The sequence below is a fragment of the Mesorhizobium sp. M0048 genome, from assembly GCF_040323405.1.
Taxonomy (GTDB): Bacteria; Pseudomonadota; Alphaproteobacteria; order Rhizobiales; family Rhizobiaceae; genus Mesorhizobium.
The window spans coordinates 1-13,255 of record NZ_JAMYUV010000034.1; the positions used below are offsets into that span (position 1 = coordinate 1).

Annotated in this window: 13 protein-coding genes and 1 pseudogene; 8 read left to right on the top strand and 6 right to left on the bottom strand. The window is 59.0% G+C overall.

Annotated features, from left to right (window positions below; genetic code table 11):
• A partial coding sequence (locus NKJ84_RS23160) for an adenylate/guanylate cyclase domain-containing protein (protein ID WP_352508401.1) occupies window positions 1-967 on the bottom strand: 967 nt, incomplete at its 3' end.
• A 670-nt stretch (window positions 968-1,637) separates the two neighbouring features.
• Between NKJ84_RS23160 and NKJ84_RS23165 the strand changes: the two genes are divergently transcribed.
• On the top strand, window positions 1,638-2,216 hold the full coding sequence (locus tag NKJ84_RS23165; protein ID WP_352508402.1) for a hypothetical protein: 579 nt from the start codon (window positions 1,638-1,640) through the stop codon (window positions 2,214-2,216).
• 108 nt (window positions 2,217-2,324) lie between these two features.
• Window positions 2,325-2,849 carry a helix-turn-helix domain-containing protein gene (locus NKJ84_RS23170; protein ID WP_352508403.1) on the top strand — a complete coding sequence of 175 codons (525 nt, stop codon included), beginning with the start codon at window positions 2,325-2,327 and terminating at the stop codon, window positions 2,847-2,849.
• Window positions 2,850-2,965: 116 nt separating this feature from the next.
• On the opposite strand, the gene NKJ84_RS23175 is transcribed toward NKJ84_RS23170, so the two are convergent.
• The gene (locus NKJ84_RS23175; protein ID WP_352508404.1) at window positions 2,966-3,343 is read right to left on the bottom strand and encodes a hypothetical protein; all 378 of its coding nucleotides are present in this window, start codon (window positions 3,341-3,343) and stop codon (window positions 2,966-2,968) included.
• Between the two features lie 338 nt (window positions 3,344-3,681).
• Between NKJ84_RS23175 and NKJ84_RS23180 the strand changes: the two are divergent.
• Window positions 3,682-3,915 (top strand): annotated as a pseudogene (locus tag NKJ84_RS23180) (zincin-like metallopeptidase domain-containing protein); the annotation flags it as partial.
• Between the two features lie 61 nt (window positions 3,916-3,976).
• On the opposite strand, the gene NKJ84_RS23185 reads toward NKJ84_RS23180, so the two are convergent.
• Complete coding sequence (locus NKJ84_RS23185) at window positions 3,977-4,804, bottom strand: thermonuclease family protein (RefSeq protein WP_352508405.1); 828 nt, start codon at window positions 4,802-4,804, stop codon at window positions 3,977-3,979.
• Window positions 4,805-5,216: 412 nt separating this feature from the next.
• Here NKJ84_RS23185 and NKJ84_RS23190 point away from each other — a divergent pair, with 412 nt between their 5' ends.
• Genes NKJ84_RS23190 through NKJ84_RS23205 form a run of 4 tightly spaced genes read left to right on the top strand, consistent with a single transcriptional unit; the run spans window position 5,217 to window position 9,776 of the window.
• Window positions 5,217-6,662 carry a hypothetical protein gene (locus NKJ84_RS23190; RefSeq protein WP_352508406.1) on the top strand — a complete coding sequence of 482 codons (1,446 nt, stop codon included), beginning with the start codon at window positions 5,217-5,219 and terminating at the stop codon, window positions 6,660-6,662.
• Window positions 6,649-7,482, top strand: coding sequence for a hypothetical protein (locus tag NKJ84_RS23195; RefSeq protein WP_352508407.1), 834 nt, complete (start codon window positions 6,649-6,651; stop codon window positions 7,480-7,482). The genes NKJ84_RS23190 and NKJ84_RS23195 overlap by 14 nt, the downstream gene beginning before the upstream one ends.
• 3 nt (window positions 7,483-7,485) lie before the next feature.
• Window positions 7,486-8,763 (top strand): hypothetical protein, encoded by a 1,278-nt coding sequence (locus tag NKJ84_RS23200; RefSeq protein ID WP_352508408.1) that lies wholly within the window; start codon window positions 7,486-7,488, stop codon window positions 8,761-8,763.
• Window positions 8,754-9,776: an OmpA family protein gene (locus NKJ84_RS23205; protein WP_352508409.1), complete on the top strand. Its 1,023-nt coding sequence runs from the start codon at window positions 8,754-8,756 to the stop codon at window positions 9,774-9,776. The genes NKJ84_RS23200 and NKJ84_RS23205 overlap by 10 nt, the downstream gene beginning before the upstream one ends.
• Window positions 9,777-10,051: 275 nt before the next feature.
• On the opposite strand, the gene NKJ84_RS23210 is transcribed toward NKJ84_RS23205, so the two are convergent.
• Window positions 10,052-11,113, bottom strand: a complete 1,062-nt coding sequence (locus NKJ84_RS23210; protein WP_352508410.1) for a tyrosine-type recombinase/integrase — start codon at window positions 11,111-11,113, stop codon at window positions 10,052-10,054.
• Between the two features lie 115 nt (window positions 11,114-11,228).
• On the opposite strand from NKJ84_RS23210, the gene dusA reads away from it, so the two are divergent.
• Complete coding sequence (gene dusA / locus NKJ84_RS23215) at window positions 11,229-12,224, top strand: tRNA dihydrouridine(20/20a) synthase DusA (RefSeq protein ID WP_352508411.1); 996 nt, start codon at window positions 11,229-11,231, stop codon at window positions 12,222-12,224.
• Between the two features lie 6 nt (window positions 12,225-12,230).
• Here dusA and NKJ84_RS23220 read toward each other — a convergent pair whose 3' ends face one another.
• Together NKJ84_RS23220 and NKJ84_RS23225 are read right to left on the bottom strand one after the other, a co-directional pair.
• Window positions 12,231-12,935, bottom strand: a complete 705-nt coding sequence (locus NKJ84_RS23220; protein WP_352478885.1) for a TIGR02281 family clan AA aspartic protease — start codon at window positions 12,933-12,935, stop codon at window positions 12,231-12,233.
• A 13-nt stretch (window positions 12,936-12,948) separates the two neighbouring features.
• On the bottom strand, window positions 12,949-13,182 hold the full coding sequence (locus NKJ84_RS23225) for a DUF1289 domain-containing protein (protein ID WP_031193575.1): 234 nt from the start codon (window positions 13,180-13,182) through the stop codon (window positions 12,949-12,951).
• Window positions 13,183-13,255 lie beyond the last annotated feature (73 nt).

Genomic DNA, 13,255 nt, shown 5'->3' on the forward strand with positions numbered 1-13,255 from the left:
GTCTGGAAGTCGAGCCATCGATCAGCTGCGCATTGATGCGCATGTCGTCGCCGACGCGGCGAATCGAGCCTTTCAGCAGGTACCGGACGCCCAATGCCGCCGCTATCTCCTCCGGCTTCGGGTCCTTGTCCTTGTAAGCGGAGGCCGCGTTGGGGGAGAAGACGAAAAGACCCGGCACACGCGCCAGTGCGGTCGTCAGATCCTCAGTGAAGCCGTTGGCGAGATATTCTTGTTCCTTGTCGTCGCTGAGATTGTCGAAGGGCAGGACGACTAGCGAGGGCCGAGCGTCGGCTGCCTCGCTGACGGTCGGAACGGCAGGCTGTGCAGGCCTCTCCCATCGCTGCCACCATGCTGCTGCAAGGCCGAGAGCCAGGACGAGAATTCCCGCCGCGGCCGGAAAACGCCAGGCGCGCGGCTGGCGGTGAGCATGGAGGGCCTTGCCCGCTGCCGCTGGATTGAGCAGTACGCGATAGGCCCGAACTGGTTCGGTGATATTCTTGACCCTCTGTTCGCCCATTGACTCAAATGTGAACGCCAGCTTCCTCTCGACCTCCTTGGCCACTTTTCCCGAGACGCAGATGCCGCCTGGCTCCGCCATCTGCTGAAGTCTGGCCGCGATGTTGACCCCATCGCCATACCGGTCGTCGCCGTCAACGATCACCTCGCCGAGGTTGATCCCGATCCGCACCTGAATCTGTTCCGCTTCGGGAAGCGAGGCGTTGCGTTCGGACAGGCCGCGCTGCAGCGACACTGCACATTCGACGGCATCGACGACACTGCCGAATTCGGACAGCATCCCATCGCCCATCAGCTTGAAGATATGGCCGTGGTGGCGAGCAATTTCGGGTTCGAACAGTTCTTTGCGCCCGGCACGAAGGCGTTCGAATGTACCGGCCTCATCGCGCTCCATCAGGGCCGAATAGCCCACTACATCTGCGGCTAAAATCGCGGAAAGCTTGCGATCCATTGTCGGCCTTGCCCCAGCCGATCATAGTATTGGTTGTTCTGAAAGGAAACCGACCTCACCAGCAAATCCCTTCTTCCGCACGTTTGATGGACCGCTGATACGGCGAGGTGTAACCAATGTCGTAGTCACTACATTCGAGACATTAGAGCTTTCCTGCCGGAATGGCTCGTTTGGGTCACATCGAGACCACCTTTTGAGCACAGCGTACGTCCACTTCCGCTCTTCCACGGCCGAAAACTGTTAGTCTGTTTGCGGCCCTATGGCTGCCGGGCAGAAGGGCGCACGCCAGACAATCGAATGGGTATGCGGAGTGGCTGCGACATATAAGTCGATAAAGATCAACCGAACAGCACATCTTTGCTGAGCCTTGCGCTGGGCCTCAGTTACTTAGAGGCTAGACCAGCCTCCACCAGTCGGCGGAACGCCTCCGATCTAGTGGGAAGATCGGGCTGATTGCGGCGCCATTCGTCAACGCGAGCAAGCAAGTCACTCGAGAGCCGGAGTTCGAAGCGCTCAGTTTTGTTATCAACAGGATCGGGCGTATTTGACAATGGCTATGTCCGTAATGTACGGTATGTACGTAATTTGTGGTTCGCGCTTTGCAGCCGACCGACGTGCTCGAACACGTCGCTCGGCCTGACCACAACCCAAGCTGTTTGGAGCTCGGATCATGGCTGATTCCGACAATAGCACGAGTTTGCCTTCCGTCATCCGCAGGAGACTATTTCGCGCAACAACCGACGCTGCCGTTGAAGTGTGGCGCGAATGGCAAGCTGCTCATGAAGAGACCGATCGGTTGAGCCGCGAGCAGCAGCGTCTGGAGCGTAAGCTCGTAGACGAAGTCGGCTTTCCCAAAGTCTTGCCCCGATTGTCAGTTGATAGGACCGCTACGCCGCCTTCACATGAGGCACTTCGCGATGTGCTTTGCGTCGGTTCTGTCGACCCGACGGTCAGCGCAAAGGCCGAGGCCGATTTGGCGGCTCATCAGGCGCGCTGGGATGCCTGCGACCGGGCGATTGGGTATTCCGACACGTTGCGCGCTGAAAGTGAGGCAGCCGATCGGGCACAGGCGTTGCTTGAAGATTTGTCGAAAACGCCGGCTATCTCCCTTGCCGGTGTGGCGGCGAAGCTTGATGCCATACTCAGGGAAGGACAGCCGTCGAAAGGCGATGCCGAGTTTCCCTGGCCGCAAATTCGTTCTGTTCTGGAAGATATTGGTCGGATCAGCGGGCAGCCAGGGCCGAGCTGACCGCACGAGGCCGCTACAAGCACTCGGCAGCTGCCTATCATTCGGATCTTTGGAAATTGGCGCGAAGGGAGCCTACCGCGACCGATTTTCTATGAGGGAGTGATGCAATTGCGAAAGGCGTTGGTGGAATCAACGCGCCCCAGCGTCACGCAGGCGTGGCCAAAGCCTGAAACCGAGCATAGCCCGCATCCCGCAGATCGGCACGACGGCAAGCAGATCGCGATCGTTCGCGTCCAGTCGGACGTATCGCAAGCTCAGCTTGCACGATCCATAGGCATAAGCTTCCAGCAGCTTCAGAAATACGAGAATGCGAGGAACAGGGTGAGCGCATCCATGCTCTACGAGATCGGTAGGTCGCTGAGCGTTCCCGTCAGTCGCTTTTTCGAAGGCCTGCCCGGAAATGACGAGACCAGCCCTAACGCTTCCCCCCTGCCAGTCGATGAGCGCATCAACTTTATTGCCAGCGCGGAAGGTCGGCGCCTGATCGAGGGGCTGATGCAGCTTCCTCCACGCGTCCGCAATCGCGTGGCAGCCGTAATCGCTGCATTGGGGGAGGAATTGGTCGGGCTCGATGCGGATAAGGACACCATGGCGATCGACGATCCCATGCCTGACGACCGCAAGACCGGTTGATAGACACTTGCGGCGGTCTCGTAGCAACCCGCGAGTTCCTCAGTAGGTTTTTTAAGGCGTAGCGGTTCCCATGCCCTAGCTTCGCACCGGCCATCTACCGTCTGCCTCCTTTGCCTCTACCACAAAGTGAAATCCCTGAATCGTTTCGCTTCAAAGCGTGGCAGCATGTCAGAAAATTGCGCCCTGGTGACTTCAAGGGAGAGGCTCAGCGACGCTAGCTGATCGGCTTCAAAAAGAGCGCCCGCGTCGGGATGTTCTGTCTTCATGGGAGTCGGGGCCATGATCATGACGACGCCAGGCCATCTGAATGCTGCATTCGGCATAATCAGCAAGGCGGGTAGTATCACATAGGTGAACTCGATCGATTGGCGGGGCGGGCCTGGCTGGACGACCTGGCCAAAACTGATATTGGCTGAGCCCACGATCTCACCACGCCATTCGCCTGCAACAATCGGCGGCAGCTGAAGACGGGTTGCCTTTTTTCGGATTGTCATTCCCTAGGTTTTTGCGTCAGGTAGCAGGGACATCAACACCCGCCGCCCTAAGCCCACACCTGGTAGTCGCGACGAACCCCTGCCCGGTTCGTGCGAATCTGATCGAGCAGACTCTTGGCCAATAGGAAAACGGGAGCGCCACCCATTCGCCAGGCTGCGATATGGTTCGAACGAATGTCCGTTCTTCCAAAACCGGCTGAAAAACCGGCTGAATTCCGGAATCAAGCCGGTGCCGACTCGGCCGATAGGTAAAAAAGCTAAGGAAAATCAATCGGATGGAATGGCGCGCCCGAAGAGATTCGAACTCCTGACCCCCAGATTCGTAGTTTAAAGCGCCTTTCGGAGATGGCGGCTATGTCCGCGAGGAGCTGGTCGACGAGCTCGGCGCCGCGTTTCCTGTGCGCCGACCTGGGGCTGCACTTCGAGGATCGCGACGACCATGCCGCCTATGTCGGTCACTGGCTGTCCGTGATGAAGGACGACAGCGAGCGATCTTCGCTGCCGCCGCGCACGCGCAGCGCGCCGCTGACTATCTGTCGCGTTTCAGCGCCGACGAAGCAGCCGCCGCGTGAGCGGCGGCCTTCTGGACCGAAGCGCGCTACAACGTTCGACCGCGGGCCGTCGGCCGCGCCATCAACAGAGCGTCTCGCAAGCAATCCCGTCGCCATCGCGATCCAGCTTGCCGCCCCATGGGCAGTTGTTGAGATACCATTGGGCTTCATCGCAAGAGCTGATTTGCGAGCATGTGCGCCGCGGCTGGCACGAAAAGCTTTGCGCTACCTGGCGGCGGCTGATGATGCCGAGCGGCTGGCTCGACGGCCTCGCATCCCCAGCGTGCGCTCCTCGCCATTCCCAGGGCGCCTGAAACGTTCCGACCCAAAGACCAAGCTTCGCGGCCTCCGCCTTCGCCTGCTGCGCTGAATATGCTCCGTGGCTGTAGCGGGGCCAATCCAGAGCCTGACCGTGCTCGACCATCCACGCGGCCACCCTGACTCCATCCGCGCGCTGGCAATCACCGACGAAGCGGTGATATCGGTCCCAAGTCACGAATTTGCATAAGACTGGCCTTGAGGCCGCTAGGAAGGTGTCCAGAGCCTCGGCTGCGTGGCGCCCGCAGGGATAATCGAACCCCTTGGCGTTGCTGCAGTATTGCTTGCTCTCCGGGGCGTCGATGCCGTTGAAGCGGATGCGCTGACCGTGGACCTCGATCGTGTCGCCATCGATGACGGACGCGACTCCAGCGATCGGCTCCGGGTTCGACCCGAAAAAGTTCGAAACCCCAATGTCTGGTATTCGGTCACTGTGCTGCAAAGCCGACTGCGCGGACAAGGCGGCCGCGGCGGCCACTGTCACAACGACGAGCAGCAGTATAACACTTGCCCGGCTCCAGGAGGGTGACCCCTTCGCCCCATCGCGCTTCCGCCGCTGACCCGAGCGGTAGTCATTTCGAGATTTGTTCAAGCCCTTCTCCCCATTACTAGAATGCTATCAAATTTGGCTCTGGTCTAGGTTTGGCAGTTGCCCAGGGTTAAGAATCTTTTCTGTATGGCAGAGAGCTGATCGATCGTGTCAACAATGTGTGGCAATAATTCTTGCGAACTGGAGCAATAGCTGGCGGCCTAATCAAAGTACGCGGACGCGAAAGACAATGGCCGGCAGGGCTGATTGCAAGGAATCGCTCGGGGGCCGGGCCACTTCTTAGTTTGCACGCAGCCCGTCGATGTACTATCGAGCACGTTCAGAATGGGTTTTGCATTCTGCCAGGTGGGGGAAGCCGGATATGGCAGACGCTGATTGCGGGACGGCCGCGCGCTGAAGCGTGAGGCATGCCGCAAGCGTGTATTTTTCGGGAATCAATCGTAGGGGTAAAGACTTGGCTGCGAGGTTTGAAGCGCTCGAGAAGTTGCGCAATCGGATAATGGAAGCGAACCACGACTATAGGGTGGGAGCAGACATTTTCCCGAGTCTCAATGTCGACAAGATTGCCAGGGACATGGACCTCGACGATCAGGGAACGGCGCATGGTGAAAAAGACCAGCCATCGTCCTCGTCCAAGACCCTCGACGAGGTTGAACACTCCATCGTCGAAAGGGTGCAGGACGAGAAAAAGGCGGCCCACCAGATCTTGGAAGATCAGCTTCACCTCTTCTCCGGCCGAGTTGCGAACCTGGGCCTTGAGGAGCAGTTCGGCCTCCTTCAGCAGGCCAATACCTCAAGCCTGTCGGACTTCAAGGGAGAAATAGCGGTCGGTTTGGATACCCTTCACGCCAAGCGAACCGACCTTCATGAGGCCACCAGAGAGCTTTTCAGCTTCCGCAAGAACCACCGCCTGGAACGCGTTGCCAGACTGCAGCAAGGAACAGCCCATCTTTTCAGGGTAGCACTCCTCATTTTCCTCCTGCTGGTCGAGACGTATCTCAACGGATCGTTTTTGGCCAAGGGCAATGACCAAGGCTTCCTCGGTGGTGCCACGGAAGCATTCGCCTTTTCCTTCGTGAATATCGTGTCCGCGTTGATTTTCGCCATCTTTTGCGTGCGCTGGGTGACCCATCGGTCTTGGGGAGGGAAGCTTGTCGGGACCGCCTTCATCCTGCTCTATGCCGCCATTGCACTCGGCATAAACTTGCTGCTTGCGCACTACCGTGAGGTCAGCGGAACGCTTGCCGACGGCGCTGGCAACATTGCCGTCGAGAGAATGGTCCATAACCCCCTGGGGCTCGAGGAGGTGAGATCGTGGATGCTATTCCTGGTCGGTCTGCTCTTCTCGATCATCGCCTTCATTGACGGCTGGTTCGTTCTCGATCCATATCCGGGCTATGCCGGCGTGGAGAAAAGGCGCCGAGAGAGACGGCAGGATTACACCGATACCAAAGCCGATCTCATAGACCGCCTCATCGAATTGCGCGACGACCACAACGCCAAGGTCGAAGACATTTTGAAGGGGCTGGGCAGCCGCAGGAGAGAACACGCTGCAATCCTCTCCAGCCGTGGGCGGCTTTTGGCTCTGTTCAATGAACACCAAGAGCAGCTGGAGAGGAGTTGCAACCAGCTGCTTTCAAAATATCGCGAAGCAAACATCCGGGCGCGCAAGACTCCCGCTCCAAAACACTTCTCCCAGCCTTTCAAACTCCAAAAGACCAAGCCGATTGTCCAAAACGATGGTGAGATCAAGGATACCTATCTAGCTTCATCAATTGCCGCGGCCCAGCAGGCGCTGAACGATCAGATGCTGCAGGTCGGCAAGGAATGCGAGTCCGGGATCGAAAAGTATCGCGACCTCGACAAGCTGTATCCGGAGACGCTCGATGGCCAGGCCTAGAAGCCGTCGCAGGGCAGGGAGCTCGCGCGGGAAAGGCGTCGGAGCGATTGTTGGAGCAATCCTGCTTGGACTTGCCTCGCTCGCGATGTTTTCCGGCTACGTCTGGCTCAACGTAAAGGCCCGGGACGTTGTGGAAACAGACGCAAAGACTGGCTGCCCGACAAAGGCGGGAGCGAACAGCGTCACTGCTGTTCTTTTTGACACCTCTGATCCCGTCCCGCAGGCCACCATGGAGGATCTTGCCAACAAATTCAGGCAGATTGCCGGCTCAATCAAACAAGGCGGCTATCTTTGGGTTGGCACCCTGACAGCAGTACCTGGCGATCTGAAAGAACTATACGCGCGATGCAATCCGGGAGACGGCTCAACGGTGGACGTCTGGACCAGCAATCCCGGAAAGCATCAAAGAATCTGGGAAGAGGCCTTCGACAAGCCCCTCAAGGAACTGCCGGAACATTTGCCTAGGGATAGCCAGGCTGATCAGTCGCCGATCATGGCTGGAATCCAGAAACTGAAACTCAGCCTGTTCGACCACGGCATGTTCGACAATGTGCCAAAACGGCTGGTCCTCGTTTCGGACATGATGGAGAACACGCCCGCCTATTCCCAATACAAATCGGGCGCCGACTATAACGCCTTTAAGAAGAGCCCGGCGAGTTCGCGCTTTAGGACCGATCTTCTCGGCGCCGATGTGACCATTCTCTATTTCAACAGGCCGGAAAGGAAGTTCCTGTCCGTCGCCCACGCCAATTTCTGGACGCAATGGTTTTCGGATAACGGGGGCAATCTCACCGACTTTACAAAGCTGGAAGGGATGTAACCCATGGCCGCCCCTAGACAATCCTTCCTTGATACGTGGATCTTCCCGCAGGTTTTCTATATCGCTCTGACGGTAGGTGGGTGCGTCTTTATCGCCGTCACCAAGACCGCCGGCATAACTCCCGCCATCTCGTCAACGGTGCCGATCGGCATCATGATCGGCTACTTCGCGTTTTCCTGGTACGTCGGGAAGTTGCGCCTTCACGACGAGCAGACAGGTGACAACCTCTACTACATGGGCTTCCTGTTCACTCTCTCGAGCTTGGGCACCTCGCTTTACCAGTTTGGCACAGACGCATCGACCGACGAAATCGTCAGGAATTTCGGCATTGCCGTGACGTCGACCATCACGGGCATCGCACTGCGGATCTTCCACAATCAGGTCCGACGCGACCCCGCCGACGTGGAACGGGCTGCCCGTCACGAGCTCGCGGACATGACACGCCGCGTGCGCGCCGAGATGGAAAGCGTAGCGCGTGAGTTCGCCGACTTCCGCCGGGTTTGCAATCAGATGTTGGAAGAGGGCTTCGAGGAAATAGCCCGACAGGCGGAAAAGAACGGCGATCTGGTCCGACAGGCATTCGAGGGTATGGCTGCGAAAGCGATAAAGCCCGTCCAGGAGACTTCGGAGAAAATCGCCAAAAGCCTCGATGATACTTTCGGCCGTATCGAAAGCAGGTTTTCAGGTGTTGCTGAAAAGGTCGACACGGTCGCTGCGTCGCTCGACACGGCGAATGCCTCTATGGCCGGCACGGTCTCGAAGTTCGAGGCGCAGGCCGACATTGTTGCCGGGAAGCTCGCCAAGGTGGTTATTCCGGACGAGGTCCTCAAGACGGACGTCGTCACGGTGCTCAAGGTGCTTGCAGCGTCCGTCGGAAGGTTCACCGAGCGGGCCGAAGCGCTTTCCAAAGAGCAGGGGGAAAGGACCGACAAGCTTTCGGATACCGTCTTGAGGATGGCGGCGCATCAGAAGCTTCTCCTGGAGAAGCTTGAGAAGCAGGCAGAACAAAACGCCAGTACGACGAACCTCCTATTGCGCATCCTCGATCGCGATCGTGTGCCTGTCCCGCACGAAATCGCTCCTGTCGCCCCGGTGCCTGCCAGTGAACCTTCGGCCGAGACATCCATCTTCATCCCCATTTCCGAGGTAGCAGCGCAGGGTCGGCAAATAGGCGCCGAGGCAACTTTCCAGGCCAACGGGACCGATTCCGGGCCTCATCCGGACGAGGCCCCCGAACCGGTCGTAGAAAAGGCTCAGTCGAGGACGAGATGGTGGCGCTGAACGAACCGAGCGGAGCTTCGGTCAGCTACGAAAGGAAAGGCTATGCCCGCGGTTTGATCCTTGGACTGACCATGGCCGAAACGATGCTCCTGCTCGTCTTCTGCCTGCTGTTGGTCGCAGGCGCTATCGTCGCAAAGAAGAAGGCCGAACTGGAAACGGCCCTTGAACGGGTATCGCGCAGCGAGGCAGAGGTTCGACAACTCAAGCAGGAGAACAAGAACCTGCTGGCGCAGGTTGCCGAGTTCATGGAACGGTCCACTGGGCACAAAGTGCCTGTTGAGGAATGGCGAAAGCTGGTCCTGGCCAAGAAAGCGATCGAGCATATCGAGCAAAAGGGACTGTCTGCCGACGAAGCAGTTCGGCTGGCGGAAGCCACAGTCGCGGTCCGAGACAACAATCTCTCAGCCGACGATGTGCGCAAGCTGGTGTCAGCAGATCAGCGTGCGACCGAAGCCGAACGGAAGCTGGCGGAAGCCGAAAAGCAACTCTCCGAAACGACACGGCAGCCTAGAGATCTCCCACCGATCATCAATCTCAGCGAAGCCAACGGCTATTCCTTCGAGGTCAGTAGCGCCGAACTCAAACCGGCCTTTAAGGCCAAGCTTGAGGACGCTATCGCCAAGCAGATTGCCGATATCGTTGCAAAATACGATGTCGACGTCGTCGAGGTCATCGGCCACACTGATGAGCAGCGATTGTCGAGGCAGTCGAACATGGACTTCGTTCTGGGGCGCGTACTCTCTGGGGCTGAGAGCGTCAGCAAAATGGAGCCAGGTGACAATGCCGGGTTAGGCCTCGCGCGAGCGATATCCGTCGCGTCGGTTCTGAAAAAGATTCCGGCGTTTGATCACCTGAACATCCTACCTATGTCAGGCGGCCAGCTAATCCTGCCTGATGATCGCCTCACGAATGGGGCCCAGTCAGGCGACGCTCCAGAAAGGCGTCGTATCGAGATCAGAGTACGCAAAAGCAAGCAGAAGCTAGCCGCAGAGGGCCATCACGAAGGCAACTGATACGCAAACCATATTGAGACAAAGCATGGGTTGCCATCTACCGGGGCACGGCTGAACGCCGGCAAACTGCAGCGGTCCATAGCCAGCGCACCGCGCTCGTTGCGTGATGGGGCCTGGTTTCCCGAGGCGCGTCATCAATGCAGGGAAGGAACTTCCCAGGTGTCAAGTTTTGCGCCTCATGTTGACCGTCGAGGCTGTGCCTTAAGGTAGCATCCCTGTGGACGGGGCGTTCGTCGCCGCCGGAGATTGCGGATTGGTTCGGGCACTCGCGTCGGTTATGCAGCCCTCGACGCTTGGATACCGTGAAGCATTTCCGGCTTAAGGTGCGTATAGCGCCGCAACATCTTCCAATCCTTGTGGCCTGTGACCAGCGCTACCTGCTCAATTGTGAACCCAGCTTCGAAAAGGCGACTCGTTCCTTCGTGCCGCAAATCATGAAAATGAAGGTCGTGGATGCCTAGGTCAGCGCATCCTCGACGGAAGGCGGTGCCGACTGATCTATGATTGAATGGGAAAATTCGATCATCGTCATTGCTTCGCTTTGCGCGCTGCTCCTCAACAATGGCCCACGCATCGTATCCAGTTGCCGCAAATAGCGGTATGCGCTGATTGTTGCCCTTTTTGTTGCGTGGGTCTTTCCGGTCGCGGATGAGAAGCATCCGCGTGCGAGACTCCAGATCGGACCAACGCGCCTTGCAAATTTCCTCCTGACGCATCGCGGTTGCAACGGCGAAACGTATGATCCGGCCAACCGGCGCTTTCTGAAGAGGGTTTGAATCGAAGTGTGCGATTAGCCTATCGAGTTCATCCTGGGTGGGCCGCCTGTCGCGCTCACACCCCTTGCCGACAAGACCGAGGCGCTTAAGTGCCAAACGCGCGAGATCGACGGGTTCCACCTTGACGGGTAGGCCGTGGACGGCTGCAGCATGAGACAGGACAAGTTTTATAAAGCCGATGTCTATACCGAGCGTCATCGGTCCAGCACCTTGTGCGGCCCGGTCACGACCAAAACGAATGAGCCGTTCGCGATCGAGGGCCGCGATGCTGCACTTCCCCAGATGTCTTTGGAGCATATCCAGCGCTGCGGCCTTGGAGCGGCGAGGGGACTTGCCTACATCGCACATGTCATCGATATGAAGGTCGATGAGTTCGCCGAAAGTCTTAAGGCGCGCTATGCGGGACTTAGTCGGCGTCTCACCGCGATCGACTTGGCGCTCGGTTTCGGTCGCCCAGCGGCGTGCGTCGTCTCGGCGCAGGAAGGTCTCGCTGACGTAGCGACCTTTGCGACGGACTTGCACACGCCAGGAACCGGACGAGAGCTTTGTGTAGGTGGCCATTTTTTCGTGTGCGCTCCGTGTGCACTGAGAGATCGAAACGTGGCGAAAAAGGTCGTATTCTGGCGTATTTTCGTGTGCACTCGGCAGGTTCTAACGATTTGATGTTAAAGAAAAAATGCTGAAAAATCAACATCATAGAGTGGCCGTGGCCCCGATGATGGACTGGACGGACCGGCACTGCCGGTTCTTCCATCGCCAGCTGACGCGCGAGGCGCTGCTCTACACCGAGATGGTGGTGGCCGATGCGGTCATCCACGGCGCACGCGAGCGGCTGCTTGGCTTCGACGACAGCGAACATCCGGTGGCGCTGCAACTCGGCGGCGCCGATCCGGGAAAGCTGGCCGAGGCGGCGCGCATCGGCGAAGCCTTCGGCTATGATGAAATCAACCTCAATGTCGGCTGCCCGTCCGACCGCGTCCAGTCGGGCACCTTCGGAGCCTGCCTGATGAAGGCGCCTGTGCTCGTCGCAGATTGCGTTGCGGCGATGAAGGCGGCGGTGAAAATACCGGTTACCGTCAAGTGCCGCATCGGCGTCGATGAGCAGGATCCGGAACCGGCACTCGATGCGTTGGCCGATGGTGTTTTCGCGACTGGCGCCGACGCGCTGTGGGTGCACGCCCGCAAGGCCTGGCTGGAAGGACTGAGCCCAAAGGAAAATCGTGACATCCCCCCGCTCGACTATGACCGCGTCTATCGGCTGAAAGCCAGAAAACAAAACAAATTCATCGGCATCAACGGCGGCATTCAATCTCTCGCAGAAGCGCTGACGCATCTCGACCATGTCGATGGCGCCATGCTCGGCCGCGCTGCCTATCACACGCCAGGGATACTGACCGGCATGGATGCCGCGTTTTACGGCAGCACAGCTGAGTTGTTCGACTTTGCCGCGCTGATCGACGCCATGGCGAACTATGCAGCACGCCATATCGAACAGGGTGGACGGCTCGGGCATGTCACCCGGCACATGGTCGGGCTGTTTCACGGCCTGCCTGGTGCACGCCGCTACCGGCAGATCCTCTCCACCGAGGCGACACGGCCGGGTGCCGGACCGGAGGTGCTGAAGTCAGCCTTCGCCGAGGTCGATTTCGGCAGGACCGCAGAGGCGGCCTGAGCAAACTCAATCCCGCAAGATCATGCGGTCGCCGCGCACGTCGAAACCCGACAGCGAGCTAATGAAATTCATGCCGAGCAGGCTCTGACCGAGGGTGCCGGGTGCGGCGATCATGATGGGCATGTCCTTGCGCACGATGCCGCCGATCGACAGTTCGTCGCTTCGCACCGACGCTGCGCGCGTCATGCCGTTGGCGGTCGAGATCGGGATGGTGAAGTGGAGAGCCGCCGAATTGAACCCGGCCGCCAGAGCGTCCTCGGCGGTCAGCACTGTGCTGGTCGCGCCGGTATCGACAACCGTCAGGATCGGCGTGCCGTTGATCGTGACGCGCGCTTCGAAATGGCCGCTGCCGGCCTTGTCCAGGGTGACGGTGGCATGGCCTTCTTCCACGCCCAGCGCCAGCGGACTGCCGGGAACAAGGCCCGCGGTGACGCGGCTGGCGAAATCCTGCAACTCATAGCGGTACTGATAGCCGGCGATCAGCGCCAGCACGATGGCGCCCCAGGCGCCGAGGCTGCGGGCCATGGTGCCCAACGGCCTGCCCGATCTGAGCAGGCCGGCGCCGACGAGTGCCGCTAAAGCGCCAAGCCAGATCAACTGGCTGAAATCGTAATTCTCAATGCCGAATGTACTGCCGGCGGAATCGTTGAGCATGAGCAGGAGTACACCTGCCCCGATCGCGACGATCAGAATCCACAGCAGTCGGTTCATCTGTGCGGCCGGTTCACGAGAGGGCGTCGCGTTCGCGTGCCATGCGGCTGCGACGGGTTTCCCGGCGGGGGCGTCGCTCGACCGTTTCCAGCCTTGCCGGGAGCTCGGCCATGACGCTGCGGCGGGTTTGCGGGGTCATGTCGATCCAGGCTGCGATTTCCTCGCGCGTGCGGCCGCAACCGAAACAGAAGCCGGTTTTCATATCGATCGAGCAGACCAGGATGCACGGGGATTCAATGGCCGTCATAAGGATTTCCTTGGCTAGCCTCCACATGGTGCAACGACAAAGTCAATGCAAGCCCTCCGGGATGCGCCGCCAG

Bases quoted from the DNA above. Each gene is read 5' to 3' on its own strand.
- NKJ84_RS23220 (WP_352478885.1), bottom strand. From the start codon at position 12,935: ATGAACCGACTGCTGTGGATTCTGATCGTCGCGATCGGGGCAGGTGTA.
- NKJ84_RS23195 (WP_352508407.1), top strand. From the start codon at position 6,649: ATGGCCAGGCCTAGAAGCCGTCGCAGGGCAGGGAGCTCGCGCGGGAAA.
- NKJ84_RS23200 (WP_352508408.1), top strand. From the start codon at position 7,486: ATGGCCGCCCCTAGACAATCCTTCCTTGATACGTGGATCTTCCCGCAG.
- NKJ84_RS23175 (WP_352508404.1), bottom strand. From the start codon at position 3,343: ATGACAATCCGAAAAAAGGCAACCCGTCTTCAGCTGCCGCCGATTGTT.
- dusA (WP_352508411.1), top strand. From the start codon at position 11,229: ATGCTGAAAAATCAACATCATAGAGTGGCCGTGGCCCCGATGATGGAC.
- NKJ84_RS23165 (WP_352508402.1), top strand. From the start codon at position 1,638: ATGGCTGATTCCGACAATAGCACGAGTTTGCCTTCCGTCATCCGCAGG.
- NKJ84_RS23210 (WP_352508410.1), bottom strand. From the start codon at position 11,113: ATGGCCACCTACACAAAGCTCTCGTCCGGTTCCTGGCGTGTGCAAGTC.
- NKJ84_RS23225 (WP_031193575.1), bottom strand. From the start codon at position 13,182: ATGACGGCCATTGAATCCCCGTGCATCCTGGTCTGCTCGATCGATATG.